The sequence below is a fragment of the Nocardia sp. Tas62D01 genome (assembly GCF_055232035.1).
In genome coordinates this window covers 8,781,828-8,807,036 of sequence record NZ_JBUYUZ010000001.1, presented here as the reverse complement: position 1 = coordinate 8,807,036, position 25,209 = coordinate 8,781,828, and the positions used below count along the sequence as shown (strand labels likewise).

29 protein-coding genes and 1 pseudogene are annotated in these 25,209 nt (G+C 65.4%); 19 read left to right on the top strand and 11 right to left on the bottom strand.

Going from position 1 to position 25,209, the window contains the following annotated elements:
- Positions 1-5: 5 nt before the first annotated feature.
- From ACV7NQ_RS42840 to ACV7NQ_RS42830, 3 genes are read right to left on the bottom strand one after another with little or no spacing between them, the layout of a single operon-like run.
- Positions 6-584 (bottom strand): tyrosine-type recombinase/integrase, encoded by a 579-nt coding sequence (locus ACV7NQ_RS42840; protein WP_463362869.1) that lies wholly within the window; start codon positions 582-584, stop codon positions 6-8.
- Positions 581-1,507, bottom strand: a complete 927-nt coding sequence (locus tag ACV7NQ_RS42835; RefSeq protein ID WP_463362868.1) for a tyrosine-type recombinase/integrase — start codon at positions 1,505-1,507, stop codon at positions 581-583. Before ACV7NQ_RS42835 ends, ACV7NQ_RS42840 begins: the two co-directional genes overlap by 4 nt.
- Positions 1,504-2,814, bottom strand: a complete 1,311-nt coding sequence (locus ACV7NQ_RS42830; RefSeq protein ID WP_463364713.1) for a tyrosine-type recombinase/integrase — start codon at positions 2,812-2,814, stop codon at positions 1,504-1,506. The genes ACV7NQ_RS42835 and ACV7NQ_RS42830 overlap by 4 nt, the downstream gene beginning before the upstream one ends.
- Between ACV7NQ_RS42830 and ACV7NQ_RS42825 the strand changes: the two genes are divergently transcribed.
- Positions 2,720-3,427 (top strand): transposase, encoded by a 708-nt coding sequence (locus ACV7NQ_RS42825; protein WP_463364712.1) that lies wholly within the window; start codon positions 2,720-2,722, stop codon positions 3,425-3,427. The two genes, ACV7NQ_RS42830 and ACV7NQ_RS42825, sit on opposite strands and share 95 nt — an antisense overlap.
- Before the next feature lie 333 nt (positions 3,428-3,760).
- A complete protein-coding gene (locus ACV7NQ_RS42820; protein WP_463364711.1) occupies positions 3,761-4,846 on the top strand; it encodes an IS110 family RNA-guided transposase in 1,086 nt (361 codons plus the stop codon).
- Between the two features lie 20 nt (positions 4,847-4,866).
- On the opposite strand, the gene ACV7NQ_RS42815 is transcribed toward ACV7NQ_RS42820, so the two are convergent.
- Positions 4,867-5,460: a recombinase family protein gene (locus tag ACV7NQ_RS42815; RefSeq protein ID WP_463364710.1), complete on the bottom strand. Its 594-nt coding sequence runs from the start codon at positions 5,458-5,460 to the stop codon at positions 4,867-4,869.
- Positions 5,461-6,213: 753 nt separating this feature from the next.
- Between ACV7NQ_RS42815 and ACV7NQ_RS42810 the strand changes: the two genes are divergently transcribed.
- The 3 genes from ACV7NQ_RS42810 (at position 6,214) to ACV7NQ_RS42800 (ending at position 9,205) form a co-directional block, all read left to right on the top strand.
- Positions 6,214-6,561, top strand: a complete 348-nt coding sequence (locus tag ACV7NQ_RS42810) for a histone-like nucleoid-structuring protein Lsr2 (RefSeq protein ID WP_463366028.1) — start codon at positions 6,214-6,216, stop codon at positions 6,559-6,561.
- Between the two features lie 823 nt (positions 6,562-7,384).
- Complete coding sequence (locus ACV7NQ_RS42805) at positions 7,385-8,629, top strand: IS701 family transposase (protein WP_463366027.1); 1,245 nt, start codon at positions 7,385-7,387, stop codon at positions 8,627-8,629.
- A 189-nt stretch (positions 8,630-8,818) separates the two neighbouring features.
- A complete protein-coding gene (locus ACV7NQ_RS42800; RefSeq protein WP_463364709.1) occupies positions 8,819-9,205 on the top strand; it encodes a hypothetical protein in 387 nt (128 codons plus the stop codon).
- A gap of 440 nt (positions 9,206-9,645) precedes the next feature.
- On the opposite strand, the pseudogene ACV7NQ_RS42795 reads toward ACV7NQ_RS42800, so the two are convergent.
- Positions 9,646-9,978: pseudogene (locus ACV7NQ_RS42795) on the bottom strand (transposase); the annotation flags it as partial.
- A gap of 30 nt (positions 9,979-10,008) precedes the next feature.
- Between ACV7NQ_RS42795 and ACV7NQ_RS42790 the strand changes: the two are divergent.
- A complete protein-coding gene (locus ACV7NQ_RS42790; protein WP_463364708.1) occupies positions 10,009-10,179 on the top strand; it encodes a hypothetical protein in 171 nt (56 codons plus the stop codon).
- Between the two features lie 54 nt (positions 10,180-10,233).
- On the opposite strand, the gene ACV7NQ_RS42785 is transcribed toward ACV7NQ_RS42790, so the two are convergent.
- Entirely contained in the window at positions 10,234-10,491 is a 258-nt protein-coding gene (locus ACV7NQ_RS42785; protein WP_463364707.1) for a hypothetical protein, read from the bottom strand.
- A 446-nt stretch (positions 10,492-10,937) separates the two neighbouring features.
- Between ACV7NQ_RS42785 and ACV7NQ_RS42780 the strand changes: the two genes are divergently transcribed.
- Entirely contained in the window at positions 10,938-11,537 is a 600-nt protein-coding gene (locus tag ACV7NQ_RS42780) for a hypothetical protein (protein WP_463364706.1), read from the top strand.
- Positions 11,538-11,608: 71 nt separating this feature from the next.
- Positions 11,609-11,923 carry a hypothetical protein gene (locus ACV7NQ_RS42775; protein ID WP_463364705.1) on the top strand — a complete coding sequence of 105 codons (315 nt, stop codon included), beginning with the start codon at positions 11,609-11,611 and terminating at the stop codon, positions 11,921-11,923.
- Between the two features lie 304 nt (positions 11,924-12,227).
- Here ACV7NQ_RS42775 and ACV7NQ_RS42770 read toward each other — a convergent pair whose 3' ends face one another.
- From ACV7NQ_RS42770 to ACV7NQ_RS42760, 3 genes are all read right to left on the bottom strand, one after another.
- The gene (locus tag ACV7NQ_RS42770; protein ID WP_463364704.1) at positions 12,228-12,395 is read right to left on the bottom strand and encodes a hypothetical protein; all 168 of its coding nucleotides are present in this window, start codon (positions 12,393-12,395) and stop codon (positions 12,228-12,230) included.
- A gap of 18 nt (positions 12,396-12,413) precedes the next feature.
- On the bottom strand, positions 12,414-12,602 hold the full coding sequence (locus tag ACV7NQ_RS42765) for a hypothetical protein (RefSeq protein ID WP_463364703.1): 189 nt from the start codon (positions 12,600-12,602) through the stop codon (positions 12,414-12,416).
- Positions 12,603-13,341: 739 nt separating this feature from the next.
- Complete coding sequence (locus ACV7NQ_RS42760) at positions 13,342-13,701, bottom strand: hypothetical protein (RefSeq protein ID WP_463364702.1); 360 nt, start codon at positions 13,699-13,701, stop codon at positions 13,342-13,344.
- 52 nt (positions 13,702-13,753) lie between these two features.
- On the opposite strand from ACV7NQ_RS42760, the gene ACV7NQ_RS42755 reads away from it, so the two are divergent.
- From ACV7NQ_RS42755 to ACV7NQ_RS42735, 5 genes are all read left to right on the top strand, one after another.
- The gene (locus ACV7NQ_RS42755) at positions 13,754-14,071 is read left to right on the top strand and encodes a hypothetical protein (RefSeq protein ID WP_463364701.1); all 318 of its coding nucleotides are present in this window, start codon (positions 13,754-13,756) and stop codon (positions 14,069-14,071) included.
- Positions 14,072-14,107: 36 nt separating this feature from the next.
- Positions 14,108-14,665, top strand: a complete 558-nt coding sequence (locus ACV7NQ_RS42750) for a transposase domain-containing protein (protein WP_463364700.1) — start codon at positions 14,108-14,110, stop codon at positions 14,663-14,665.
- Positions 14,638-15,129, top strand: coding sequence for a hypothetical protein (locus ACV7NQ_RS42745; RefSeq protein ID WP_463364699.1), 492 nt, complete (start codon positions 14,638-14,640; stop codon positions 15,127-15,129). Before ACV7NQ_RS42750 ends, ACV7NQ_RS42745 begins: the two co-directional genes overlap by 28 nt.
- A 373-nt stretch (positions 15,130-15,502) precedes the next feature.
- Positions 15,503-16,039, top strand: a complete 537-nt coding sequence (locus ACV7NQ_RS42740) for a hypothetical protein (protein ID WP_463364698.1) — start codon at positions 15,503-15,505, stop codon at positions 16,037-16,039.
- A gap of 724 nt (positions 16,040-16,763) precedes the next feature.
- Positions 16,764-18,119, top strand: a complete 1,356-nt coding sequence (locus ACV7NQ_RS42735; protein WP_463364697.1) for a WS/DGAT/MGAT family O-acyltransferase — start codon at positions 16,764-16,766, stop codon at positions 18,117-18,119.
- Between the two features lie 371 nt (positions 18,120-18,490).
- Here ACV7NQ_RS42735 and ACV7NQ_RS42730 read toward each other — a convergent pair whose 3' ends face one another.
- Complete coding sequence (locus tag ACV7NQ_RS42730) at positions 18,491-19,225, bottom strand: dihydrofolate reductase family protein (protein ID WP_463364696.1); 735 nt, start codon at positions 19,223-19,225, stop codon at positions 18,491-18,493.
- Between the two features lie 154 nt (positions 19,226-19,379).
- On the opposite strand from ACV7NQ_RS42730, the gene ACV7NQ_RS42725 reads away from it, so the two are divergent.
- The 5 genes from ACV7NQ_RS42725 to ACV7NQ_RS42705 all read left to right on the top strand — a co-directional run bounded on the left by ACV7NQ_RS42725 (position 19,380) and on the right by ACV7NQ_RS42705 (position 23,169).
- Entirely contained in the window at positions 19,380-19,547 is a 168-nt protein-coding gene (locus ACV7NQ_RS42725; protein ID WP_463364695.1) for a hypothetical protein, read from the top strand.
- Positions 19,548-19,902: 355 nt separating this feature from the next.
- The gene (locus ACV7NQ_RS42720; RefSeq protein WP_463364694.1) at positions 19,903-21,693 is read left to right on the top strand and encodes a molybdopterin-dependent oxidoreductase; all 1,791 of its coding nucleotides are present in this window, start codon (positions 19,903-19,905) and stop codon (positions 21,691-21,693) included.
- Between the two features lie 88 nt (positions 21,694-21,781).
- A complete protein-coding gene (locus tag ACV7NQ_RS42715; protein ID WP_463364693.1) occupies positions 21,782-22,255 on the top strand; it encodes a nuclear transport factor 2 family protein in 474 nt (157 codons plus the stop codon).
- A 254-nt stretch (positions 22,256-22,509) separates the two neighbouring features.
- Positions 22,510-22,785, top strand: a complete 276-nt coding sequence (locus ACV7NQ_RS42710) for a dihydrofolate reductase family protein (RefSeq protein ID WP_463364692.1) — start codon at positions 22,510-22,512, stop codon at positions 22,783-22,785.
- Positions 22,786-22,803: 18 nt separating this feature from the next.
- On the top strand, positions 22,804-23,169 hold the full coding sequence (locus ACV7NQ_RS42705) for a dihydrofolate reductase family protein (RefSeq protein ID WP_463364691.1): 366 nt from the start codon (positions 22,804-22,806) through the stop codon (positions 23,167-23,169).
- Between the two features lie 216 nt (positions 23,170-23,385).
- On the opposite strand, the gene ACV7NQ_RS42700 is transcribed toward ACV7NQ_RS42705, so the two are convergent.
- Complete coding sequence (locus ACV7NQ_RS42700; protein WP_463364690.1) at positions 23,386-24,303, bottom strand: NADP-dependent oxidoreductase; 918 nt, start codon at positions 24,301-24,303, stop codon at positions 23,386-23,388.
- A gap of 121 nt (positions 24,304-24,424) precedes the next feature.
- Here ACV7NQ_RS42700 and ACV7NQ_RS42695 point away from each other — a divergent pair, with 121 nt between their 5' ends.
- The gene (locus ACV7NQ_RS42695; protein ID WP_463364689.1) at positions 24,425-24,868 is read left to right on the top strand and encodes a winged helix-turn-helix transcriptional regulator; all 444 of its coding nucleotides are present in this window, start codon (positions 24,425-24,427) and stop codon (positions 24,866-24,868) included.
- The last annotated feature ends 341 nt before the right edge of the window (positions 24,869-25,209 follow it).

Genomic DNA, 25,209 nt, shown 5'->3' with positions numbered 1-25,209 from the left:
GCTGGTCAGGGGTGTGGCGCGTTCTTTGCGTCCTTGCCGTGGCAGCGGACGTGAGCGCCGCCGCCGAGGTGAAGATCGGTGCGGACGAGTCGGGTTATTTCCGAGACCCGTATGCCGGTCTGGACCGCCAGCGTGAGCAGGGCCTGGTCTCGCCGGCCGAACCAGGTGTCGGTGCCGGGAGCTGCCAGCAGCGCGTCGATCTCGTCTCGGGCCAGGTAGCAGACGATTTTCTGGTCGTGGCGTTTGGCGGGGATGGCCAGCACTCGCTGGATCTGTTCGGCATGTTCGGGATGCTGCAGTGCGGCGTAGCGGAACAGGGAGTGGATGGCGGTGAGCCGGGCGTTGCGGGTGGAGATGCTGTTGCCGCGTTCGGTTTCCAGGTGCGTGAGGAACGCGGCGACCAGGGGCGCGTCGATGTCAGCGACGTCGAGCACCGATGGCTGTTTGCCGGTGTGGTCGCGGGCGAAGACAAGCAGCAGCCGCAGGGTATCGCGGTAGGCGGTGATGGTGTGCGGGCTGGCGTCACGTTGAACCGTCAGCCGGTGAGTGAAGAACGCTTCGAGGGTGGGTGCCAGGGCGGTCATGGCCGTTGTCCTCGATGCTGTTGGAGCCATTGCCCGGCCACCGCCAGCAGCTCCGGGGTGGCCTGCAGATACCAGTAGGTCGACGACGGTCCGACGTGACCGAGGTAGGCCGACAGCGACGGCATCCGGGCGGCGACGTCCGCGTCGTCGCGATACCAGTCGATCAACGTTGCGACGGTGAAGCTGTGCCGCAGGTCGTGGACGCGGGGCAGTGCCCCGTTGTGGGGCGCCAGCCCGGCCGCGGCGACGATGCGGGCGAACATCGCATTAGCCCGGCGGGTGGTGATCCGCCCGGCACGGCTGGACACGAAGAAGCACCGCGCTGCCGGACGCGGACACAAGCGTCGACGCACCTGCGTGTAATCGCGCAGTGCCGCAACGGTTGTGGCGTGCACCGGGATGCGCCGCTGCTTGCGATACTTGGTCTGGCGGATCGTGATCACCGCAGCGTCGAGATCGACATCATCGATGTCCAACCCCACGGCTTCGCCCACCCGCATGCCGGTCACGGCCAGCAGCCCGAACAACGTGTAGTAGGTCGCCGCGCTCAACAGCCGGGGCCGCCTAGCCGCCGCGTCCAGAAGGGCAGTGATGTCGTCGGCCGACATCACATACGGTGTCGGGCGCCGGCGCCGATAGGCCAGCAGATCACGCGGCGGCACCGGCACCGCCGGGTCGATACCGTGCAGCCAGCGCAGGAAACCACGCACGACGGTCAGCCGCTGTTTCCAGCGAAACGGTTGAACCCCTTGGGGTCCGGTGGCCCAATCCAATGCAGCCTCAACGGTCGGCATGGACGCGCCGGTGCGTTCGAGATGAGTGATGAACGCCGGCAGCAGACGGGCGTGGTCGTCGAGTTTGAACCCCAGCCCCCGCCGGATCCGCAGGTATTCATCGACGCGGGCATGCAGTTCGGGACTCATTTCCGGCTCCCAGGCCATGAGCGGGCGACCACTCGCAACGCGGTCATGTCCTCACGGGCGTAGAGCATGGTGGTGGCCGTGTTCCGGTGCCGAAGCACCTGCCCGATTTCCAGCAGCGGTGCGCCGGCGGCACGCATCTCGGTGGCCGCCGTGTGACGCAACCGATGCGCGCCGACAACCGGTAACCCGGCGCGGGTGCAGGCGCGGGCCACGATCTGGCTGACACCGCTGGGCGACAACGGCTCCCACGGCGCCAGCGAGCCCAGGAACAGGCTGCGGGAGCCACCGCCTCGTCTGCCGTCACGGCAGTAATCGGCGATCGCTTCGCCGACATCGACCGGCACCGGCAGCGCTTCACGCCGGTTACCCTTGCCCGTTACCATCAATTCCCCGGCGCGCCAGCGAATATCGTCCACGGTCAGGCCGGCCACTTCCGACCGCCGCAAACCCAGCCTTGCAAGTACCTCGAGGACGGCGTAGTCCCGCAGCCCGACGCGGGTTCGCCGATCACAACAGGAGAGCATCCCGGCGACATGGTCGGCGGGCACGGCACGCACCACACCCTGATCACGCCAGCTCGGCGCGACCGGGACCGCGTCCACCAGCAGGGCGGACGTATGCGCGTGGAGATACAGGAATCTCAGCAACGCCCGCAATCCGGTGGTCACCGTGTTCAACGATCCCCTGTTGCGCCGGGAAGCCTCACCCAGCACGAAAGCGTTCACCGACCCACCCGACAGGAACGCCGGATCACCCGGCTCCCAATGACATTCGCCCAGGAACCGCTCGGCGACCTTGCGGTAGTTACCGACAGTCGACGCCGCCAACCCGCGCTCGGCGACCAGATAGGCAACGAACTGCTCGATCACCAGGTCCCGCCCACCACAAAGGCGCTGCACCGGCTCCGCCGCAGGCACGACACCGACGCCGCGCAAATGATCGAGCAGCGGCTGCATCCCCTTCACCGTCAACGTCCGGTCGACCCAACTACGGTCCCTACGAACCTCCAGGAATCGCTCGACCTGCGGCATCACCAATTCCTCAGGCGGCAAACCGATCTCGGCCAGCCAACTGCTCAGGTGAGCCATCCGCAGCAGGTGCTCAGCACACGACCGCTCCGAATACCCCAGCTCGAGCAGGTCCGTACGGAACCCCGCGACATACACCTGCAGCGGCCCCGACACACCCACCCGCCACGGTGACGGCCTGTTCATGATCCACGCCTCCTTCACCGGGACACCCTGTTCCGGTGAAACCAGCATCAACCCGATCAGCCGACCGGAATATGCCGAACCGCGACCCAGCATTCAGGCCATCACCAGCAGGAATGATCATCCACTCGGCATAATCCGGGGCTCGGGATATTCCCCGCTATGCCGAGTTCGGCATAGCGGGGAGACGCATACGCCGGGTTCGGGAGGGGTTCCGGGAAACGGGCCGATGGCAACATCGGCACCGCGTCCGGGGCCTACCTCACCAGTGTTGTGTGCGGATGGCCCGGTCACCTCGCTGGTCGAGTTATCTCTGGCCGCTGAGCATCGACGCGGCCATGGTGCGCTCTACGACGGCGTGAACCATGGTCGGATCGATATCGCCAGGTTTCGCAATATTGTAGCGGCCCAACAGATTCCGCGTTGTGACGACGGTCGGATCGTGTTGGCCATCGATGTCAGCAACTGGTTGCGGCCAGATGCCGCGACCAGCCCGGACCGGTTGTTCTCCCCACACCTACGGACGCGGCAAGGGACAGGCGCAAATGATTCCGGGGTGGCCGTACTCGTTTGTGGCGGCGCTGGAGCAGTGGCTGGGTGCGGATGCGGCCGACAGGGAAACGGGGACGAGGCGATGATCTGTGTGCGACTATCCGCCGTAAACGAGCGATCACCACGTCTCACTCAAGCTCATACAGGGTGCCAGTGAGTAGGGCGGGGGCGGCGTATAGTACCGAGCGCCCTCCCAGTTACTCCGCTCGATATGCGTTGAGGTGAACGTGCGCAACGATCCGTACCACTTCCCACCTGACAGAGAGTATGTAGGGGAGCCCCGCGGTAGCCGTCCTGACTCTTCGTAAGACTGACCTCGGTGTCTTGGGCGAGATCTGTCGGTCGGTCTGCCGCGGGGCTCCCGTGCACGCACCGGACGCGGCGTTGGTGACTTCATAGGAGCCTGTTGCAGCAGACCCGTCTCTGTCTTGTCCGTTCGTGCGGCTGGTGCGTGCCGCCCTGCCCACTTCGCTACGAGCACAGGACGGCGATGCTCTCCATTACACACGAACACGACCCGGTGATCGGCGAACACGACCCGGTGATCGAGGTCGCAGGTGGGGTCGACACCCACCAAGACACCCACACCGCGGCGGTGATCGACCTGATCGGCCGCGTACTCGGCACAGCGGTGTTCCCCGCCGACGCGACCGGTTATGCCGCACTGCTGGTGTGGATGCAACGGTTCGGGCGCTTGGTCCGCGTCGGTGTCGAAGGCACCGGCGCCTACGGTGCCGGACTGGCTCGCCTGCTGCGCGATCACGACGTGGACGTGATGGAGGTGGATCGCCCTGATCGCAAAACGCGCCGATTCCAGGGCAAGTCCGACCCGATCGATGCCATCCAAGCCGCGAGAACGGCTTTAGCCGAAAACCGCACCGCCACACCGAAACACCGTGACGGGCGCATCGAAGCCCTGCGCAACCTGCGCGTGGCCCGCCGCTCCGCGGTCGACCAACGCGCCGACACGCAACGCCGCATCAAGGCCTTGATCGTCACCGCTGCCGACGAACTGCGTCAGCGGCTGCGTGGACTATCCGACACCGAACTCATCAGCACCTGCGCGCGACTACGGCCCGACCGGGCCGACACCGCGTCACCGGTCACCGCCACGAAGATCGCGCTGCGCTCGCTGGCTCGCCGCCACCAGCAACTCACCGTCGAGATCAGCGACCTCGACGAGTTACTGCACCCGCTCGTGACCGCTATCAACCCACACCTGATCGCCGCCAACGGTGTCGGCACCGACACCGCCGGCCAGCTACTGGTCACCGCCGGGGAAAACCACAACCGGCTGCGTTCGGAGGCCGCGTTCGCCATGCTCTGCGGCGTCGCTCCGATCCCGGCCTCGTCCGGCAAAACCAACCGGCACCGACTCAACCGCGGCGGTGACCGCAACGCCAACGCCGCCCTCTACCGCGTCGTGCTCTGCCGCCTGCGCTGGGATCCCCGCACCCGCGCCTACGCCGAACGACGCACCAAACAAGGCATGTCCAAGAAAGAAATCATCCGATGCCTCAAACGCTACCTCGCCCGCGAGCTCTACCAGCTCATCACCACCGAACCCGCCACTTGACATCCATAGGAGCATCCTCGTCAGCAAGCTGATCGACACGATTCCGACTCTGGTGCGATCGAAGCCGGACACTCGGCGGCGGGGTCGCCGGTGGTGATGTCGATGGGTTCGTTGGCGCACCAGAGTTGGATGTCGTGTTGTTTGAGCCTGTATTCGAACTCCACGCTGGCTCGGGTGTCGCGGGCGGTGCGTGAGATTTGTTCGGCGATAACGACATCGAAGGCGGGCTGCGGGGATGTAGCGGCGGTGAGGAGGTCGGTGATTCCGCCGTCGCGGGGGACGGGGATGTTGAACTTTTCGTGTGAGGTGCCGTGTCCGCGTTGGTCGAGGTCGAGGCGCCCGGTTTCGATGTCCCAGTAGTAGGCCACGGTCACGACTTGGACGGGGAGGCCTGCGAGTTTGGTTTGGCAGGTGGTGACTTGGCGGGGGATGGACAGGGTGGGGTCTTGGTTGTCGTCGGTGGAGGTCCTGCCGACGAAGGCGGCGCGGATGATGGGTGCGATCTGGTTTGGGTTGGTGGGGGTGAGTCGGGCGATCAGGTCTTCGATGGTCACCGTCGATGGTGCAGGGGTGAGGTCGCCGTTTGTCCCGTTTGAGCGTGTGGGGTCGTCCATTGCAGTACCTCCCGGATCGCGTGTGCTTGCAGGATGTTCAGGCGTCGTCCTGGTTCACCGGCGATGTGGATGATGTCGAAGGTGGCCGATAGGTGTGGATTTGTGGCTGGTTGCCGGGAGTGATTCGGCCCCAGCGTATTCGCGGCAGGTGCGTTGTCCATGTTTGATCATGAGAAGCGGCGGTGGTGATCAGCAAGGATCGTCGTCCGGCCGGTACACGGGGGTTTGTGGACGCGGACGGGGGGGTGCTCCGCGAGAATTATGCGGGAGTGATGGCGGCCGCTCTCTTGTGGCGCACTGCTCCCGGCGGCCTACTGCACCAGCGGATATCACTGGCCGTCGGCCGGTGACTATGGTCGCGTCTCCATGGATCCGACATGCTGGCGAGTGTGGGGTAGATGTCGGGTTGTTGTGTGCGAGGGGGGATTCGGGCGCAGATTCACGACACTGATGACACTTGCGGGTGTTCGAGTGGCGTCGAATCTAATTCGCCGGGGCGTTGCGGTCAAGCCGAACCGTCAGCGTGTTGTGGTGTGTTCAGTTGCTGGAGAGACGGATTTGATGCCAACTCAGGAGGTAGCTGGAAGTAGCTTCGGACATGGTTGTCTGTAGGCCCGAAGGCGAGCCATGCTGCTGGACAGCATCAGCGAGGGTGTCGGCGAGGCATTCCGGCGCAACAATTCTGGCATAGATGCCGGCTGCTATCGTCTGAACCTGTATCCGCACATTCTCTTTCGTTTCGAAAGGATCTCCATGGCACGCAAGGTCGTTGTCACGATGGTCGATGACTATGATGGCGAATCGCCTGCTGAAGAAACGGTGGTGTTCGCGATCGACGGCGTGACTTACGAGATCGACCTTTCTGTGCTGAATGGAAGTCGGCTGCGGGGTGTCTTCGAGCAGTGGACGCCGGACGCCCGCAGGGTGGGTCGTGTGCCGAGGGGCAAGCGCGGCTTCGCCGGGACGGCAAGCGATCGGGAGCAGACGGCGGCGATCCGCGACTGGGCGCGTAAGAAGGGGCTCACGGTGTCGGGTCGTGGTCGGATCTCGGCCGAGGTTGTCGAGCGGTACAACAAGGAGAACCTTCAACCTGCGGGGTAGGTCTCGCGTCAACGATGTCTGCACGTACCCGCCGTGTATTGGGGGTACGTCACGCCGCTGGCTGAACCGCAGATCCGGCCCGGAGGGGAAGCGGGGTCGGGCATGGATGGGCCATCTGAGGATGGGCTCAGACGAGCAACAGGTGATCGAACCTCGCGATGGTGTGATCACATGCCCGAACCTGTTGGGCAGGCGGCCATTTCGGGCGCACGACCCGTTACGCCGACCTCGACCCCGAGGTCTTCGTCGAGCAGTGGGTCGCCAACGGCGTCCCCGCGGTGTTGCGCGACTGCTCACAGACCTCCTCGTGGCCATCCGCTACGACCGCGGCGCGGCGCTCTCCAACGGCGTAGAACAAGCCCTCGGCCGGCTGGTCGGCCGGGCCGTTCGAGGACTACGTGGCCGCGACTGCCGACGCGGGCTACTGGAACTGGGCCGACGGACCACATCCGCCGCCTACTCCAGCCCCGAGGGCCGTCGCCAATGCACTCTCATGCCGCTGATGGGATGTCCGCCAGCGCATTTCAGGTGCCGTGGCAAGCCGGTGATCTCAACGGTTGGGTAGGCCGTGCAGCGAGGTGCCCGTAGTTTGCAGGCCCTTTTCCTATTAAATATCCCTAGTACTCCAGTTGTAGATCGTTACCGTGCCGAGTGGTCTGTTTCGGGGTGATGATTTGCAGGGCAGGGGGATTCGCGTGGCCGAGTTGGACGAGGGCGGCCACCGCGTGTTCGTGTTGACTGTGTGTGCAATACAACCGAATCGGCGGTGGCCGCTGCCTGCAGCGTAGACCCTGCGCGGTGGGACGAGGGTTTGGACGGGTTGATGGCGCGGATCGCGGGCTGTTTCCGCCGCGTGGAACCTCGCAAGACCGCGCGAGCGATGGTGGCGGGGCTGGCAGCGAAGCTTCCGAACAAGAACTGCTGGACTTTGTCCGAACACACAGGTCACGAAACCCCTTATGCCATGCAGCATTTGCTGTCGCGGGCGAAGTGGGATGAAGATGCGGTCCGCGACGACCTGCGTGATCATGTTGTGGACCATCTCGGTACCGATCAGGTGATCGCGGTGATCGACGAGACCGGTGACCTGAAGAAGGGCGCCATGACCGCCGGTGTGCAGCGGCAGTACACCGGCACTGCCGGACGCATCGAAAACGCCCAAGTCGCAGTGTATTTGACCTACTCCACCACACGAGGGCACACGCTCATCGACCGCGAGTTGTATCTGCCGAAATCCTGGACCGACGCCCCGGACCGGTGCACCGAGGCCGGTATCCCCGCCGGCGAGGCGGTGCTGGTCACCAAACCCGCCCTGGCGCAGCGGATGATCACCCGAACCCTCGACGCCGGCGTAGCGCTGGGCTGGGTCGCCGGTGACGAGGTCTACGGCGCCGACCCGAAATTGCGGGCAGAACTCGAAATCCGCGGTGTCGGTTACGTTCTCGCGATCGGTGCCAACCGCCGCGTGCACACCGCTGCCGGGGACCTGCGCGCCGACACCGCCGCTGCGGCACTACCATGCAGCGCCTGGCAGTGCCTCTCGGCCGGTGACGGCGCGAAAGGCGCCCGCCTGTACCACTGGGCATGGATGGACATCGACGCCGACCCCGACGCCTCAGGTCACCGATGGCTGCTGGTCCGACACAACCGGGCGACCGGGGAAATGGCGTACTACCGGTGCTGGGCCCCGCAACCGGTGACTCTGCCCCAACTCGTCACCGTCGCCGGTCGCAGGTGGACCGTGGAGGAAGATTTCCAATCCGGAAAAGGGCTGGCCGGCCTGGACGAGCACCAGGTCACCTCGTGGACTTCCTGGCGGCGCTGGACCATCCTGGCCATGCTCGCACTGGCATTCCTGACTATCACCGCGATCACCGAAAACACCACCCACCCTGCCGCGCCAGACCTGATCGCGTTGATCCGCAACGAAATCCAAGCTCTCTTGCCGAGGAACCCGCTCACCGCCGTCGCCGACCTCGCCTTCCGGATACGCCGATCAATCTGGCGTCGACGACACCAACACCGAGCCAAACAATGCCACTACCAGCGACGATCACAACAGACCTGACGGTACGTCACGAACTACGACTGGAGTACTAGAGTTAGCCGGGGTCTCTGCTGGCTGTGTAGTCCCAGGACCTGGGGCTACTCCTTGGGTTTGGGATGGGTTTGTCGATTGAGGGTGTCTCAGGATTCCTGAAGCTCTATCGTTGCCATCACTGGTCTTGCTGGATCAGTGAAGGCGAGGGGGCCCAGTTTGAGCCTGGCGGTCGTACGAGATCTGCGTGAGGCGCGTGCTGCGGCCGGACCGGACGAGCTGGCCGCGCTGGAGACCGACGTCTTCGCCGGGTTCGTCTTGGCTCGGGCAGCGGCCGGGTTGGCCGACGCCACCATCGTCTCCGACGTGGTCAATCTCGAGCAGATCCGAGTCTGGTTCGGTCGGCCGTTGTGGGAGATGGAACCGCCCGACGCCAACGCGTATTTCGGCACGGTGCTGCGGAGTGCGGCCAAGGGCACCAGACAGGCACGTTCGCGAGCACTGCGTGTCTACTTCCTGTTCCTGGAGATCCGACACAAGGTGGAGATCCACCAAGTGACCGGGCGGGTCGTGGAATGCCCGATCGATGAGATCCGGCAAACATAAAGCGCGACACGCCGATTCAAACACCAGCCAGCTGACCAGCAGCTACGCAACCAGCTGAGTAGCTACCAAACGACGCCTGGCCGACCTGTGCTGGCGAACCGTGATCCGAGACGAACGACGCACAACCCGGAACGAACTGACCTACCACGTTGAAGCCGCTTGACAAATACAACCGGGCGAATACCCCCACACAACACAGTCCCCGGTAGTCTCCATCAACACCATGAATCTCAGTCGTCACTAACGACTCCGGTGTTCGACTGGCTTGCCGGGGGCCTGGCCAGAGCCTGGATAAAAGTCACTGGAGTCGACAGACGCCTTCGCCGACACGTTCAACTCTCTCCGGTATTCCGGTGTAATAAATAATTTACTCCAGATTTGTCCCCAGTTCAATACCTGTGCATCCCTGAATATTGCCGTATTTCGGCTGATCAAGTGGGTCGTTTGAGACAGCGTTTGGCTGCTTTCGGTGACTTTCCTCGGGTGATCTTCTTGTCGTAGTAGCTGCGTCCTGCACTGCCGCGCATCCGGATCTGGATCATCGCGATGGTATGCAACGCGGAGTTGAGTTCTCGATCGCCGTAGCGGGACAGACGATGACGAGAGGGTTCGGCGCTGGCGATCTCGACGGGTGCGGTGCCGGTGTAGTTGGCATAGGCGGTCGCGGTCGCGAATCTGCTTGCACGGCATGTGCGGCCGATGATCCGGGCGGCCATCACAGGACCGGCACTGGGAATGTCTCGCAGCGTGGTGCCGTGCAGGTCGAGCAGTTCGCTCATCGCCGCAGCGTTTGATCGACCGTCATGCAAATCGGCAGCTGGCGATCCACGCGCGCAGCGGCGCCGACGAGCGGTCGAGCTCGCGCCCGCCAACAGGCGCTCCAGGCCCAGCAAGCCCAGGGCGAGGCCGACCTGCTACTGCGCGGCGCCGCCGAAAACGACCTGCCCACCTATCTCCTCGACCTCGCCAGCTGACCAGGGTCGGGGCCGCGGGAGCCATCGGCTGTGGGCCGGCGGGTGCGGTTGTTTTCAGTCGATGAGTTCTTCGTCGCCGCATTCGCCACATCGCCACAACTCGCCACCGTTGGCCAGTTCGGCGATCTTGACCAGGACGCCTTCGCCGTGGCAGGCCGCGCAGTCGAGGTAGGTATCGCGATGTGGATGCTGCTCGGTGAGGTCGCCGAGCAGCTCCCATTCCTCTTCCTCGTCCATCGAGCCGCTGTCGTCCATCGCGGTAGTTCTCCCCGCTACCTTGGTCCGTCGCTCCGAATCGGGCTGCTGCGCCACGAAGCTCCCCCTGCGGCGAGCGTGCCTGCGGGTTCACGACCGGCGGGTGTGTCGGGTGCGTGTCGACGGCTACGCAGCTGGTGCGGCGGCGAGCAGGTCTGTGCGGGTGGGGGCCCGGACCCGCCACCGCCCAGGCGTCGTGCGGGCCGTCCTGGGCGGCGCGGAGGAGTCGCACAAGATCCTCGAACCAGTCGCCGGATGAGAGGAAACCCGGCGACCCGCCCACGATACACCGTCCGGTCTGTTTTACCTGGTGGTTGCTCGTTCGGGGCTGGCCGTGTAGTTGATGGTGTTGCCCGGCCGGGTTTCGGCGTGTTTCAGCAGAATTCCTGACGGTTGCGTCAAAGTTGCTGTAGGCGGGTGGTGTCGGTGAAAGTATGGGACCGGTCCCGCGAGTTCGTCCCAGTAGAAATTCCAACACCTCTTTTCTGGAAGGGAGCTCGGTTATGGCGGCACAGGACACGACCACCAACAACCGGTCGAGGACGTCGCAGGCCCGGGGTGAGGATGTGGCGGCGGCGGCGCGGCGCGATCCGGACAGCCCGACCGCGCGCAGCGGGTTCGCCGCTCGGGCGCTCGCTGCGCAACCACTGATCCCGGCGTGGATCGCCTGGCTACTCGAGCACGCCAGCGAACAACTGGCGCGGCTGGAGTACCAGATGCACTATCCCCTCGACCACACCGGCCATCCGGACCGGCGCACCAGCGAGGAGTGGCTGATCACCCAACGCGCCTACAACGCCGAATGTGCTGCCCGCGCGGTCGAGCGCGCCCGCCGCTTCCATGGCGGCCAGCCCGGTGTCGTCTACGCCCACGCCCCGCAGCTGCCCGACGACGACGAGTTCTACACCGCCCTCGAATCCGGCCAGGAATGGACCGGCCATTGGTACTCCCGCGACCAGATCGAAGCGTGGGAACTGTCCGAATCACCAGCAAGACGGGAAGCTGCCGCGCACTGGGTACGGTTCGACGACGGCACCGACGATTGGGTATGGGCACCCGCGCCCGGTGGGCACCACCGAGCCCGGGGGGTGAATGGCCTGTAGCGGGTTGGTTTCGCGCCCGGCGGGGGCAGATCATGTCGCGGGAGGAAACGATCCCGACGGAAGGTACCGGTATGGACGAGCGAGCCGTCGCTATCAGTTCCGTGGCTGTGCGTGACTCGCGTCTGTCGTTGGGTGTGCTCGCGTTCCTGGCGGCCCGCAGGGGCGAGGACTTCGCGATCGAGTCGATCGTGGCCGGCGGGCACCGAGGATTCCGACGCGGTCACCACGGCGCTGCGGGAACTCGTCGAGCACGGCTGCCCGCGCCCGCGGCCCGAACCCGCCCCACAGGTATCGCCGCGGCAGCCCAGAACCCGTGTCCGGGTGCTCCTGGGGTCGGAGGCGTCTTCGACGGGCCACTGCGTTTCGCGTCGCTACAGGTTCTCTAGAGGCGGTACCGGCAGCACTTTCGGCCCCGGTGCAGGGCCGGGGCCGAAGCGGCTATGACGCGCTCCTCGACTCAAGTATCGAGGCACCGTGCATGACGTCGAGGGAGCCGACAAGCACACCCGCACCGTCGATGAGATTGCCGGCACGGGTCGGGCCCGGCCGCTGCCCCCTCGGGGGCGCGGGCCGCCACGCCGCTGATCGGCCGGAACTACACCGGCGGGCCGCCGTTCGGGGTCGACGGTTGCGGGCCTGCGTGGTGGCCGGGGTCTGGGTGTGTGGGTGCCCGACGCGCTCGAGGCCGGGTCACTGACCGCGTGGCTCGTCGACGGGCACGAGTCGTGCCACGGGCATGTGGAAGGCATACCGGCTGCGAACGTCGTGGACGGGTTGAAGCCAGGCACTGTCGCCGTCGATGGCGGTGACCACGAAGATCGACACGCCCTCGGCGGTGGTCTTGACCTGATCACCCACCTTGACCACCTCGTCAGACTAGCCGCACCGCCGCACCGGTCTGCGGAACCCGCGCCGCGCTCGCGGGAAATTCCAGGCAGGCACAGCCGGTAGTTCGACGGTGTCGGCCAGCGGGTCGACTGACAAGGCGATGACGAACTCCTCGATCGTCCCGTAGCGCGCCAGGACGTTCTCCAGCAGCCGGTAGGCGGCCTCCTGCGGTCCCATGAGCGCACGCTATCCCGCCTCCACCTGCCCAAGCCGCAACCAGGCAGCGATTCGAAGGCGCAGGCCGAAAACTCCGCACCTACCATGTCACCGTGCCCGGGCAGGCGCCTCTGGCACATGCGGCCCACGTTCGGCAGCAACCGGGCAGATCACCACCCGCGACTGGGTTCGCCGGCGCTTGACATACCGGAGCCGAGTGGCAGTCTCGTCGTTGAGGCCGGGGTCCAGAGCGAGTTCGGGCACTGGTCGAAACGCCGAAGGCCCAGTCCTGTGACGGGACTGGGCCTGCGGTGGCCGAAGAAAGGAGGTGAACACATGAGCGACATCGAGCAAGAGCCTCCTGCGGCTGAGGAGACTGGCCCGACGGAGGGCGAACAGCCTGCGGCCGAGGAGGAAGCGGCGCCGGCCGAGGCCCCTGCGGCTGAGGAGACTGGCCCGACGGAGGGCGAACAGCCTGCGGCCGAGGAGGAAGCGGCGCCGGCCGAGGCCCCTGCGGCTGAGGAGACTGGCCCGACGGAGGGCGAACAGCCTGCGGCCGAGGAGGAAGCGGCGCCGGCCGAGGCCCCCGCGGCTGAGGAGACTGGCCCGACGGAGGGCGAACAGCCTGCAGCTACAACTACATAGGAGGCAGAGGCGCCGGCTGAGGCCCCTGCCGAAGAAGCTGGAACCTAGGAGCGGGAGCTGAAGCGTCCGACAGGAATCAATCATCGGATGAGGGTTTCGCCCCCGGCATGAGTCGTCACGCATGACTATGCGCGACGAAGGTGGAGCTGCCGCCGGTATTGCTTGAAGCGGCGGCTCCGCGGGACGTGCCCTGGGAGCCTGCGAACGCGGGGCCGTCGCCGGTCCACTCCGCCCCGGCCAGCCGATCCAGGCCCAGCACTGCGAGAAATGCCAGCCCCGTCAACAGATCGCCGCTGTGGAATGCGCGCTGTGCGACGACTCCGGCCTGCTGCTCGTCGGCGACCTCGCCGTAGATTATCGAATTCGACAGCCCACCCGCCCCGGTACTGGCCTGGCTCACCGCCCGCGGCTGGCGCAGCGAGCTCGGCCACGGCCTGATCTGCCCGGACCACCCGCCAACGTCCTGACTCGCCAAGACCCCTGCGTCGAGGCTGGACAGCGCTGAGCGCCAGGACCAGCCTGGAACCGTGCAGCGCGACGACAACGACGAGCTGACCACGAAACTGGCCGCCACCACTGCGGAACTGGCCGAAGTAGCACGCCTGGAACACAACGTACACGACCCCGGCAGCGACAACGCAGCCCTGTACGCGCGGATGCTGCCCGCCCTCGAACGGCTCGCGTGCGAGACCCGCGAAGCCCTGGTTCTACACCAGATTTCGCAGATCGAGCAGGAGCGCGGAGCGGTCCCCGAATCGGCCGAGGAACTCGCTGTCCTCATCGGCACCGACATCGACACGGTGCGGCGCGTACTCGCGCAGCTGGACCGTGGCGACCTCGCCTGATCGGGGCGAAGAAAACGCGTGTCTGCGGCTGGTGACATGGTTCTTACCGGCCGAACGAGCGGTAGGTTCAGTCCGCCCGAAATCACCTCAACCACCGCGAACCCGATCAGCACCGGTCGTTTCTACTTCCCGACACGATCCTTACCCAACGCCGGAGTGCGCTGCCGCTTACTTTGCGGCTCGGGCCACCTTCAGGATCCCGACGACGCCTACGAGGAGGTGATGCGCAAACTCGTTGACGGGCTTCAGTTTCTGCACTCGAGGGACAACGACTGGCAGGTGCCGACCTCACCGGCGTTGTGCAAGGCCCGTGCTCGCTGGGGCCAAGAACCGCTGCGGCGGCTGCATCAGCGGATCGCCACGCCGCCGGACGGCGTCAGCTTGAATGCGCTCTGCCGACGCGATAATCGCCGCGGCCCGACGGAGCATTCGGGGTACCTGAGGATGAGTTCGGTGTGTTTCGCGCACGTTTCCAACTATTTGCGTCAAAGTTGCTACGTTCCGGAGGAAATGAGATCGGTCAAGCGAGTACGTCCCAATCAACCACTTTTTGGAGGGAAACTCACATGGCACAGGACACAGCCACCGATGTGAAGCGCGACGGCGCCCAGGACATCCGTGACCTCGAGACGCTGCGGCTTGGTGTCGATGAGGCGCGGCAGGAAGCGCAGAGCGCTCGTCAGTACGCTCAGCAGGCGCAGAGTCTGGCCCGGCAGGTGCAACAGCAGGCGCGTCAGGTTCACCACCAGTCGCAGGTGGCGCAGAACGACGCCAGCCAGGCCAACCAGCAGGCCCAGCAGGCCCGCCAACAGGCCGTCCAAGCCCAGAACCAGGCCCAGCAAGCCCAGGGCGAGGCCGACCGGGCACAAAACCAGGCCCAGCAGGCACAAAGCGAGGCCAACCAGTCCAACCAACGGGCTCAATCGGCGGCCGACCAGGCCGACCAGGCCAGCCAGTTGGCCCAGCAGTCCGAGGATCAGGCCACTCGCGCCCAGGACCGGGCCGGGCAGTGGGAAATGCAGCTGCATCAGATTCGTCAACAGGTACGCCAGAGGTAGGAACGCCAGCTGCCGATTTGCATGACGGTCGATCACGTGTCGGTGAGAGGGGCCACTCCGGGTGGTGTGTCCTTCTCGTCGACCGGTGAAAGGCGTAGCGGATGAGCGAACCGCCTGAGCCGCCGGCCGATGTCGAGGTGATCGTGCCGGAGGCGATGAGCGTCGGCGTTGCTGGTGGCCCTGGGCGCCCTCGTAGACCGGCCCACCCAGGTTGTGCCTGCCCTGCTCCCGCACCCTCAGGGCGGCGGCTACGGACCCGGATACTGCGACATTCCTAACCTGGGATCGGATCTGTACGTCCTGGCCTCGGTCTGGAATCGCCACCCCGACTACCTCCCGCAATGGGCACCGACTGCGGAGGAGGATTGAAGGCGTGACGACCAACGAAGAGATCGACGACCGCGCGGCGGCAGCCGTGTCCACCGCATCGGGCATCTCGGGGGACGAGGCTCAGCGGATGGTCGCCATCCTGCGCAAAGCTGGAGTCCTCCGGTCGGGCATCGACCTGAAGCACGTGAAGGTGGAGGAAGCACTCGGCAAACCCACCCACGTGTCGATCGAGTTCGAGGATGGGCATCGGGTCGCTGGGGAACTGCGCGGTCCTGGTCGGATGCCGCAGACCTGGAACCAACCCACTCCTCGACGGCGCGACACCATGAGCGAAGAACTCACGCCCGGCCAGCGCCTGGGCAATGCGCTGCGGAGCTTCAGCGACGCGGGCCGCGCCGCCGGCGCGACGCTCACAGCACAGGGTGCGTTCGGATGGATGATGCGCGGCGACATAGCAAAAGCACGCGCAACCCTGGCGAAACTGCCCGCCGACAAGCTGCGCGAGGCGTCCGACGCTGCCGCTGCACTGTCCCCGCTGGCTGACGATGTCGCCAGCGAGCCGGGAGGGCCGACACCATGAGCGAATCCCGGAAGATGACCATCTCGCGGGCGCTGGATGCCTTGGGCGACTATTACGCTGACCGGGCGGGCGGAGGCGATGTAGAGGCTGGGTGGAAGCTGCTGCAGCGTGCCATGGACGAAGACGACGAACCGGCTGAATCGGCTGTAAGTGAGCGTCCGGGAACTCGGGCTATGGGCGGGTGAGCCGTCGTGACATGGTCATGATCATCGCAATGTAGATCATGGCTTCGTGGTTGGCTGGGGTGGTTTCGTAGTCGCGGACGCAGCGTCGGTGCTTGCTGATCCAGGCGAAAGTCCGCTCGACCCCTATCTGTCAGCTGCGTGACAGCGCCACGAAGGCGACTGGTGATGAGAGATCACTCCCCCGATCGGGCCTCTGTGTCTGTCTGTGTGGGCTTTCCAACGACACCCCTGATAGGAAGCTTTTGGTTCGTGCTCTCGCGGCGTGTGATGGAGTGGCTGGCAAGGGCGACCGACGATCCCTCAACACCCTGAGGACCGCCGCGTCAGGGGCGGGCCGGGCCGCCCGAATCGTTGCCTCGATAGCCGACCAGCCGGGCACGCAGCTGGCGTGACAACAGTTCATATCGAACGGAAACCGCCTGTCAGGTACCTTCGGGAGGCGCAGCGCAGGGTCTCGAGCGGCGCACGCCCAGCAGTCGATGTGGTTGATCGTTTCCTCTAGCCAACGTTTCACCATTGTCGTGAAGGACGGCCTTGCCATGACGTTCGTTTCGCCGGTCGATGCTTTGTTCCTGTTCGCGGAGTCGCGTGAGCATCCGATGCATGTGGGGTCGGTTCTGTTGTTCGAGCCTCCCGAGGATGGGGGGCCGGATTTCCCTCGCACGACCTATGAGAAGTTGTTGGCGGACAAGGGCTTGCATCAGATGTTCCGGAAGCGTCCGGCGCGGCTGCTGGGTGTGGCGGCGCCGGCGTGGGAGCTGGATACCGATGTCGAGCTCGACTATCACGTGCGCCGGTGGGCGTTGCCGGCTCCCGGCCGCTGGGATCAGTTGTTCGAGCTGGCGTCGGGTTTGCATGGTGGGTTGCTCGATCGACACCGCCCGTTGTGGGAGGCGCATCTGGTGGAAGGGTTGGCAGACGGGCGTTTTGCGCTGTATACGAAGATGCATCACGCGCTGATCGACGGTGTGTCGGCGTGGCGGTTGCTGCAGCGCACCTTGACTGCTGACCCGACCTCGACCGAGGTGCGTGCGCCATGGAACCTGCCGCGCACACCTACCCAGGCGGCCTCGCCGAGGCGATCGGTGCCGGGCGATGCTGGGGGAAACCTGTTGTCGGTGGCGGGTTCCGGGCTCGCGGCGTTGCGGGTCGCGGGCGCTGCGTTGCGCGAGCAGCGGTTGATGCTGCCGTTGCAGGCGCCGCGCACCTTGTTCAACGTGCCCATCGGGGGAGCGCGGCGTTGTGTTGGCCGGTCCTGGCCGCTCGAGCGTGTGCGGTATGTGCAGAAAGCGACCGGCTCGACGGTCAACGACGTTGTGCTGGCCATGTCTGCCGGTGCGCTGCGAGGCTATTTGTCCGAACGAAATGCGCTGCCCGACAAGCCGTTGATCGCGATGGTTCCGGTCTCGCTGCGCCAGGCCGGCGACGACTGCGATGCGGGCGGTAACCACCTCGGTGCGGTGTTGTGCAGTCTTGCCACTGATGTTGCTGATCCGATCCAACGGCTGCAGGTGATCGGGGAGTCGATGCGCCACGGCAAAGACCTCTACCGTGCCCTGTCGGACCGACAGGCGATTGCGCTTTCGGCGTTGCTGCTGAGCCCGCTGGCTCTGACGCTTGTGCCGGGGCTGCTGTCGTGGGCCAGTCCGCCGTTCAACATTGTCATCTCCAATGTGCCCGGTGCGCGAGAACCCCTGTACTGGAACGATGCGCGTCTGGATGGCATCTATCCGATGTCGATTCCGATGGACGGGCTGGCGGTGAATATCACCGTCACCAGCAACGCCGACAACCTCGATGTCGGGTTGACCGGCTGCCGCCGGACCCTGCCCGACATGCACCGGGTACTCGACCACCTCGAAGACACCCTCACCGCACTCGAGGAAAACTGTTGAGCACTACCTCGAACTTCGGCGCGACATCGTCGTTCGCGGTGATCGTATCGAGCCTGTATTGCAGAAAAATTCAGTGAACTGCCCCGTGGGACGCCCGCACGGTAGCACGTAAAGCCAACGGCCAGTGGTTGCTTCGGATTCGGTGCCGGGTATGCCGGGAACTTGCCGGAATTCAGCGGCCGGGGGAACGCAGCACCAGAACTGTGATCTCGCTGGGGGGCGAAAAGCCGCAGTGGTGGTCCCGGGTTCGACGATGAGCAGCGACAGCGGATCTCAGCGGCGCATCGCCGGCGCGATCCTGCGCAACAACCAGAACGAGCCGATCGTGCCTGCTCCTCGAACATCCCATAATGCCGAATACCGGATGTCGATTACCAGCGCACACTGGGTGGTGTCTGCTGGCTGGACGTCGAGCTTGCTTCGGGCCGGACGGCACCCCCAACATTGCACGGACGCCCGGTGGGGATGCGTCCGCCGACGGGGTGCATCCCCACCGGTCCCGAGTTATTCGGCCGAGTCCTTGGTGTACATTGGTAGGTGAGGTAGGTGAGGCTGTCACCGACGGTGCGGGTGTCGACAAGGCGCAGGGGTTTGGGGCGCAGGGGTTTGGGGTTGCCGGTCTGGTCGGAGAGGCGGTTGCCTGCGCCCATCAGGAGCGGGAAAATCGCCAACCGCAGCTCGTCGACGAGGTCGTGCTCGATCAGCGTGTGCACCAGCTGGGAGCTGGCGTAGACGCGGATTTCGCCGTGGACCGTGTGCTTCAGCGTCGAAACCTCGTCCACGATGTCACCGTCGAGTACCGTCGAGTTGTTCCAGCCGGGATCTGCGAGGGTGGCGGAGACGACGTATTTGGGCAGGCTGTTCATCCTGTCCGCCATCTCGCCAGTGCGGTGTGGGTAGCGTGCGGCGAAGAACTCGTAGCTGCGTCGGCCCAGCAGCAGGGCCTGGGCGCTCAGCGCGTCGTCGAGTATGAGCTTGTCCCATTTTTCTCGGTCGGTCGGGGCGAGCCCGGCGCGCCAGTCGTCGCGGTTGAAGCCCTCCTCGCCGGTCGGGTCCTGAGTGACTCCGTCGAGCGAGACGTTCTCGAAGATGACGATCGTTCCCATGGTGGTGCTCCTATGTTCGTGTGGTCGGACTGCCGCTGATGTAGACACCGCGGCATCAGGCGAACTGGGCGCGTGTCGGCCGCCCAGTTCGCCGGTCGGCCGGTGTCCATACTCGAGGGAAGTGCCATGAGGTGCGGAAGAAGGTGACACGAGGATGGTGGCCAGGGACCTGATGTCGAAGGCGCGGGCCGGGGACGGCGACGCTTTTCGAGCATTGACCCAGCCGTACCGTGCGGAGCTGCAGGTGCACTGCTACCGGATGCTCGGATCGTTCCAGGACGCCGAGGACGCCCTGCAGGACACGCACGAAGGTGGCGAATAGCTGATTGTTCAAGCCTCGAAGCGTGCGATCCGACTGGGCCGCTGGTGTGGAACCTGATCCGGCACGGCACGGAAACCAGGCGGGGCGCCGTACCAAGTGGTCTGACTACAGGTCCTATGCGGCTTCTACCAGTGGTTTTACCGAGCAATGTCGCCGTAGGTCGCGACGGCGCCCGGCGGCATATGCACAATCGTCGCGCGAACCTCGCAAGCCAGCGCGCTGATGGTCACGCGCCCATCGTTGCATGCAAACCCCGTTCGACGTCGCGAGTGGTGGAGATCATCTCGGTGATAGGCTACCGCTATCGCCGGGGGGTATGAAGTCACATCGGCCGCAGGATCGGGAGGTGTGGAATATGGCTGACGGCGCTGACACACCCACGCCGGACGAAGTGCCCAGTTCGGCGGTCTCGCCGGAAGTGGTGAGACACTTCCGGTCACAGCTGACCACGGGGGAGGATGTGGTCGATCCGACTACCTGGGCGGGGTCGGTGCCGGAGGCGCGTGGCATAGCGCCGCGGTTGCGGGTCGGGCGCACCAGGTGGTTCAATCTGCTGTGGCTGCTGCCCATCGGGTTCGCCGTCCTGGTCGTCGCGGTGGCCATCGCGAAAGGGCTGCGCGGGACCGGGCCGGTGCAGCGGTTCATCGGGCAGCATCCCGGCACCGTGATATCGGCGGGCGCCGTGCACGACGCGGGCCTTCCTGCCTGGGTGGGGGTGCAGCATTTCTTCAATCTGTTCCTGATGATCTTCATCATCCGGTCCGGGATCCAGATCCTCGCCGATCATCCCAGGCTGTATTGGACTCGGCACAGCACTCCGGGCCGGGATTGGTTCCGCATCCAGAAGGCGGTTCCGGCCGATCCGTTGTGGACGGCGAAGCAAGACTCGATCAGTCTGCCCGCCCAGGCCGGGCTGCCGGGAATTCGGCACTCCATCGGGTTGGCCCGCTGGTGGCATCTGGGCATCGACGTTGTGTGGTTGCTCAACGGCGCGGTCTTCTACGTCCTGCTCTTCGCGACCGGCCAGTGGCGGCATCTGGTGCCGACCAGTTGGGAGGTGTTGCCCAACGCGGTGTCGGTGCTGATCCAGTACCTGTCGCTGGACTGGCCCACCGAACACGGATGGGTGGCCTACAACGGCCTGCAGCTGATCGCCTATTTCGTCACCGTGTTCCTCGCCGCCCCGGCTGCGCTGATCTCCGGGCTGGGTATGTCACCAGCGTTGTCGACGTGGTTCAAACCGATCAGCAGGGTGTTCAGTATCCAGCTCGCGCGGTCGCTGCATTTTCTGGTGCTGGTGTGGTTCCTGGTGTTCATCCTCATCCACGTCACCCTGGTTTTCACCACCGGGGTATTGCGCAACCTCAACCACATCTTCGCCGCTCGCGACGCCGATGACTGGGTAGGATTCGCGATCTTCACGGCGGCGATGGTCGTGGCGATCGTCTGTTGGGTCGCGGCCACCCCGTTCACGCTGGCTCATCCGCGGGTGGTGCAGCGTGTCGGGTTCGCGCTGATCGGTCCGGCCCAGCGGCTGTTCGAAAATCTCGACGCGACCCCTGGTCACTACACCGACCGCGACATCTCCCCGTACTTCTGGCACAACGGGCAATACCCGGACTCGCCGGAGTACACCGCGTTGTTCGAGACCAACTTCGCCGACTATCGGCTCTCGATCCACGGGCTGGTCGAACACCCCGTCGAGCTCGATCTGGCCGCGCTGCGGGCACTGCCCTACCACGAGCAGATCACCCAGCACTTCTGCATCCAGGGCTGGTCCGGCGTCGCCAAGTGGGGCGGAGTGTCGATGCAAACCATCCTCGACCTGGTCACACCGCAACCCGCCGCGAAATGGGTGGTCTTCTACTCCCTCGGCGACGGCCCGGACAAAGGCCTCTACTACGACGCGCACCCCATCGAGCAGATGAGCCATCACCTGTGCATGCTGGCCTACGACATGAACGGGAAACCACTGTCGTTCGGCCACGGCGCACCGTTGCGACTGCGCAACGAAACCCAACTCGGCTTCAAACAGGTCAAATGGATCCAAGGCATCGAGTTCGCCGCCGATTTCTCCGACATCGGCGGCGGTTACGGCGGATACAACCCAGACCACGAATTCTTCGGCTACCGCCAAACCATCTGAGCAACGATGTGAATGGTGAGCCGAGCTTGGCAACGGTCAGCTCAACACCCACATCTATCTGCGTAGCAACACAACCCAAGGAGCCGAGATGACCGGCGAATCGCGTCCCCCGTTCCCTCCGTTCACCCGGGAGTCGGCCCTCGAGAAGGTGCGTCTGGCCGAAGACGGCTGGAACTCCCGGGACCCTGAGAAGGTCGCCTTGGCCTACTCTATGGACTCCCGCTGGCGGAACCGCGCCGAGTTCGCCAATGGCCGCGAGGAGATCGTTGCCTTCCTCACCCGCAAATGGATGCGGGAACTGGACTACCGGCTCATCAAGGAGCTGTGGGCCTTCGACGGCAACCGCATCGCCGTGCGCTTCGCCTACGAGTCGCATGACGACTCCGGCAACTGGTTCCGCTCCTACGGCAATGAGAACTGGGAGTTCGACGACAACGGACTGATGCGTCGGCGCTACGCCTGCATCAACGACCTCCCGATCAAGGAGTCCGAGCGCAAGTTCCACTGGCCGTTGGGACGCCGTCCCGATGACCACCCGGGACTGAGCGACCTCGACCTCTGACCTCTCGCAGACGAGCGCCTGGGCCCTGCTGGTTACCTCCGGCAGGGTCCGGGGGAGTGCACGGCCATCGACACAGCACGTACCGGACCCCGGTGTCGATGTTCGGAGTCGCGTTCAGCGATGTTCGAAGTGCTCTTCAGCAGGACTTATAGCCGCCCGGGCTGGCAGGTGCCGTTGGAATGCGAGGTCGAGCAACGCACTGAAATGCCGATGAGCGCGCTTGCGGTCCCGCGCATCTGGTCCGATACGGCAACGTGGCGGATCGCGATGCGCTGCGCCACTATATGACCGAAGGCCTCAACGATGCCCTCGACCTAACTCGAACGCCCCGTCCAGTCGCCGAGGAGGACCTGATGCTGCCCGTGATCTACTCGATGAGCGTATCGCTGGACGGTTTCATCGCAGGACCGGATGGCGACATCAGCTGGACCGCCCCTGACGCAGGGCAGATGCGCTTCCACATCGAGCAGACCCGCCACATCGCCGCGTACCTGTGCGGGCGCAGCCTGTATCAGGACATGCTGGTGTAGGAGACCGCCGAGCAGACCATGTTCGGGGAGGCAGAGCTGGAGTTCGCCCGGATCTGGCGGCCTATCCCGAAGGTGGTGTTCTCCCGCACGCTGAATTCGGTGGCAGGCAACGCGCGCCTGGCCACCGACGACCTCGCCACCGAGGTCGGCCGGCTGCGCCGCCAGCCGGGTGAGGGCGTGGTGTCCCTCGGCGGGGCGGGCCTGGCCGCGGCCGCCATCGCCGAGGACCTGATCGACGAATACCGCCAGTTCGTCAACCCGATCATCCTCGGCAACGGCACCCCGTACTTTCCGCCACTCGCCCAACCCCTCGACCTGCGGCTGACCGAATCGCGAGTCTTGAGCTCCCGCGTCGTCTACCTTCGCTACCAGCGCATGCGCTGAGTTGGTTATGCCAGGGCACCTCGGAGAGACCGCAGCCGCAGCCCTTAGGTCATCCGCCAATGCCGCGACCCGCGCGTTCGGTCGCCCGCTTGCCTGCCTTGCTAACCGCTTGTCCGACAACGATTTCAGGATCGTGTGGGAGGTGCCTTCGGGGTAGGAGCTAGTGCCCAGGTCTGGCGCGGGTGAAGAGCGCGAGCGCTCAGGTGGACGAGTTGGTCAGGGCTTGAGCACGTAGTGGCCACGCACCCCGCCCTTGGCCACGGCCCGGTGGGCGTCGGCGACCTGGTCCAGCGGCACGACCGCGTGCACTCGGGCTGGCAGTTGGCCGGATGCAGTGCGGGCGAGCAGGTCGCCCAACCGAGGGCCGTCGGGTTGCGTTACCACGGCGTTTACGGTGATCCCGCGCTCCGTGGCCGGCACGGCGTTCGGCCGGACGCCGACGAAGGCGCCGCCGTCGCGGACCGAGGCGAGGCCCCGCTCTTGCAGTGCCGCACCGTCGGCGACCGCGTCCCAGCCCGGCTCGGCGTGCGTGGTGAAGCCGGCGCCGAGGCTGCGGACGAACTCCTCGTCTGCAGGTCTGGCCAGGCCCGTCACCTGCCAGCCGCGGTCGGGCGCGAGCGAGGCGACATAGGCCCCGACCGCGCCGGCCGCCCCGGTCACCAGCAGCCGGTTGCCGTCGGTGGGCGCGTCGCCTAGCAGGTCGACGATCTGGGCCGCAGCCAGCCCGTTGAGCGGCACTGTCGACGCCGCGACCAGATCTAGCCCGTCGGGCACGACGGCGAGGTCGTCGGCCGCCACGACGAGCTGCTCGGCGTAGGTGCCGAAGTCGCGGTCGAAGCCATCCACCAGGCCGGCGACCCGGGTGCCGACGGCCAGGTCCACACCGGGTCCGGTGGCGAGAACGGTGCCCGCGAAGTCCCAGCCCAGGCCAGTGTGTTCGGGCTGGTTGATCAGCCCCAAATCATGAAAGAAGCCGCCCGCCACCCCGATGTCGACGGGGTTGACCGGCGCGGCGGCGATCTCAACCCGGACCTCGCCGGGCCCGGGCTCGACGACTGGAACCTCGACGATCTCGATCGAGCCGGGTCCGCCTGGGATGCGGACGACGGCGGTACGGAAGGTGGACATGCTCATAGCTGCGCTCCTCGCGGCTTGTGTTCGACGGTTGACCACATCACTATGGATGGGTAACTCTCCAACGGGAAGTACGCACTTCGAAGTGCGTTAGTCACCCATCAGTAGGAAGGAGCGGTCGATGCCAACGCTGACGGCAGCCCAAAAGCGGGCACAGGAGCGGGTGGACTACGACGCGTTCCTGGCGAGCTGCCCCAGCCGCCAGCTACTCGACCGGATCTCCGACAAGTGGGTCGCACTGATCCTGGCCGCACTCGGCAGCGACGGCCCGCACCACCCCGGGGACGACTGTATCGATGAGCCGCAGGCGATGCGCTACTCCGAGTTGTCGCGCCGGTTGGCCGGGGTCAGCCAGAAGATGCTCACCCAGACGCTGCGCTCCCTCGAGCGTGACGGCCTACTCACCCGCACCGTGACGGCGACCGTGCCAGTCACGGTCACTTACGAGCTGACCGACCTCGGTGTCTCACTCCACCACGTGATGCGCGGCATCAAGGAGTGGGCTGAGGCGCATATGGACGAGGTGCACGCCAATCGCGAGGAGTACGCCAGCCGCGTCGGCTGAACGTTGCACCATCAGCTCTGTGACGGAACGAAGCTCACGGCTGAGGGCTTTCCGATGGCCTGGCCGCTGGGAATGTCCTGTCATGCCGCGTGGCGCGCGTTCGACCGGGCGATCAGGGGCACGCAACGCTGTAACGGCTGCGGCCTCTGATCGCTGGCCGAGCAAGGCTTCCTGCGTTTTGGCAATGCGCGGTTGTCCGCTGCCAGTGAATCGTCCTTGGAGTGGGTGCCTGACCTGCGGTGAGGAATCTTGAGTGGCGAAGGGGACCTGGTCAAAGCTGCGGTGGGACCGTGGACCTGGTTGATTTCGCCATTGGATCTTGCTCGATCTCGCGTGAGTGG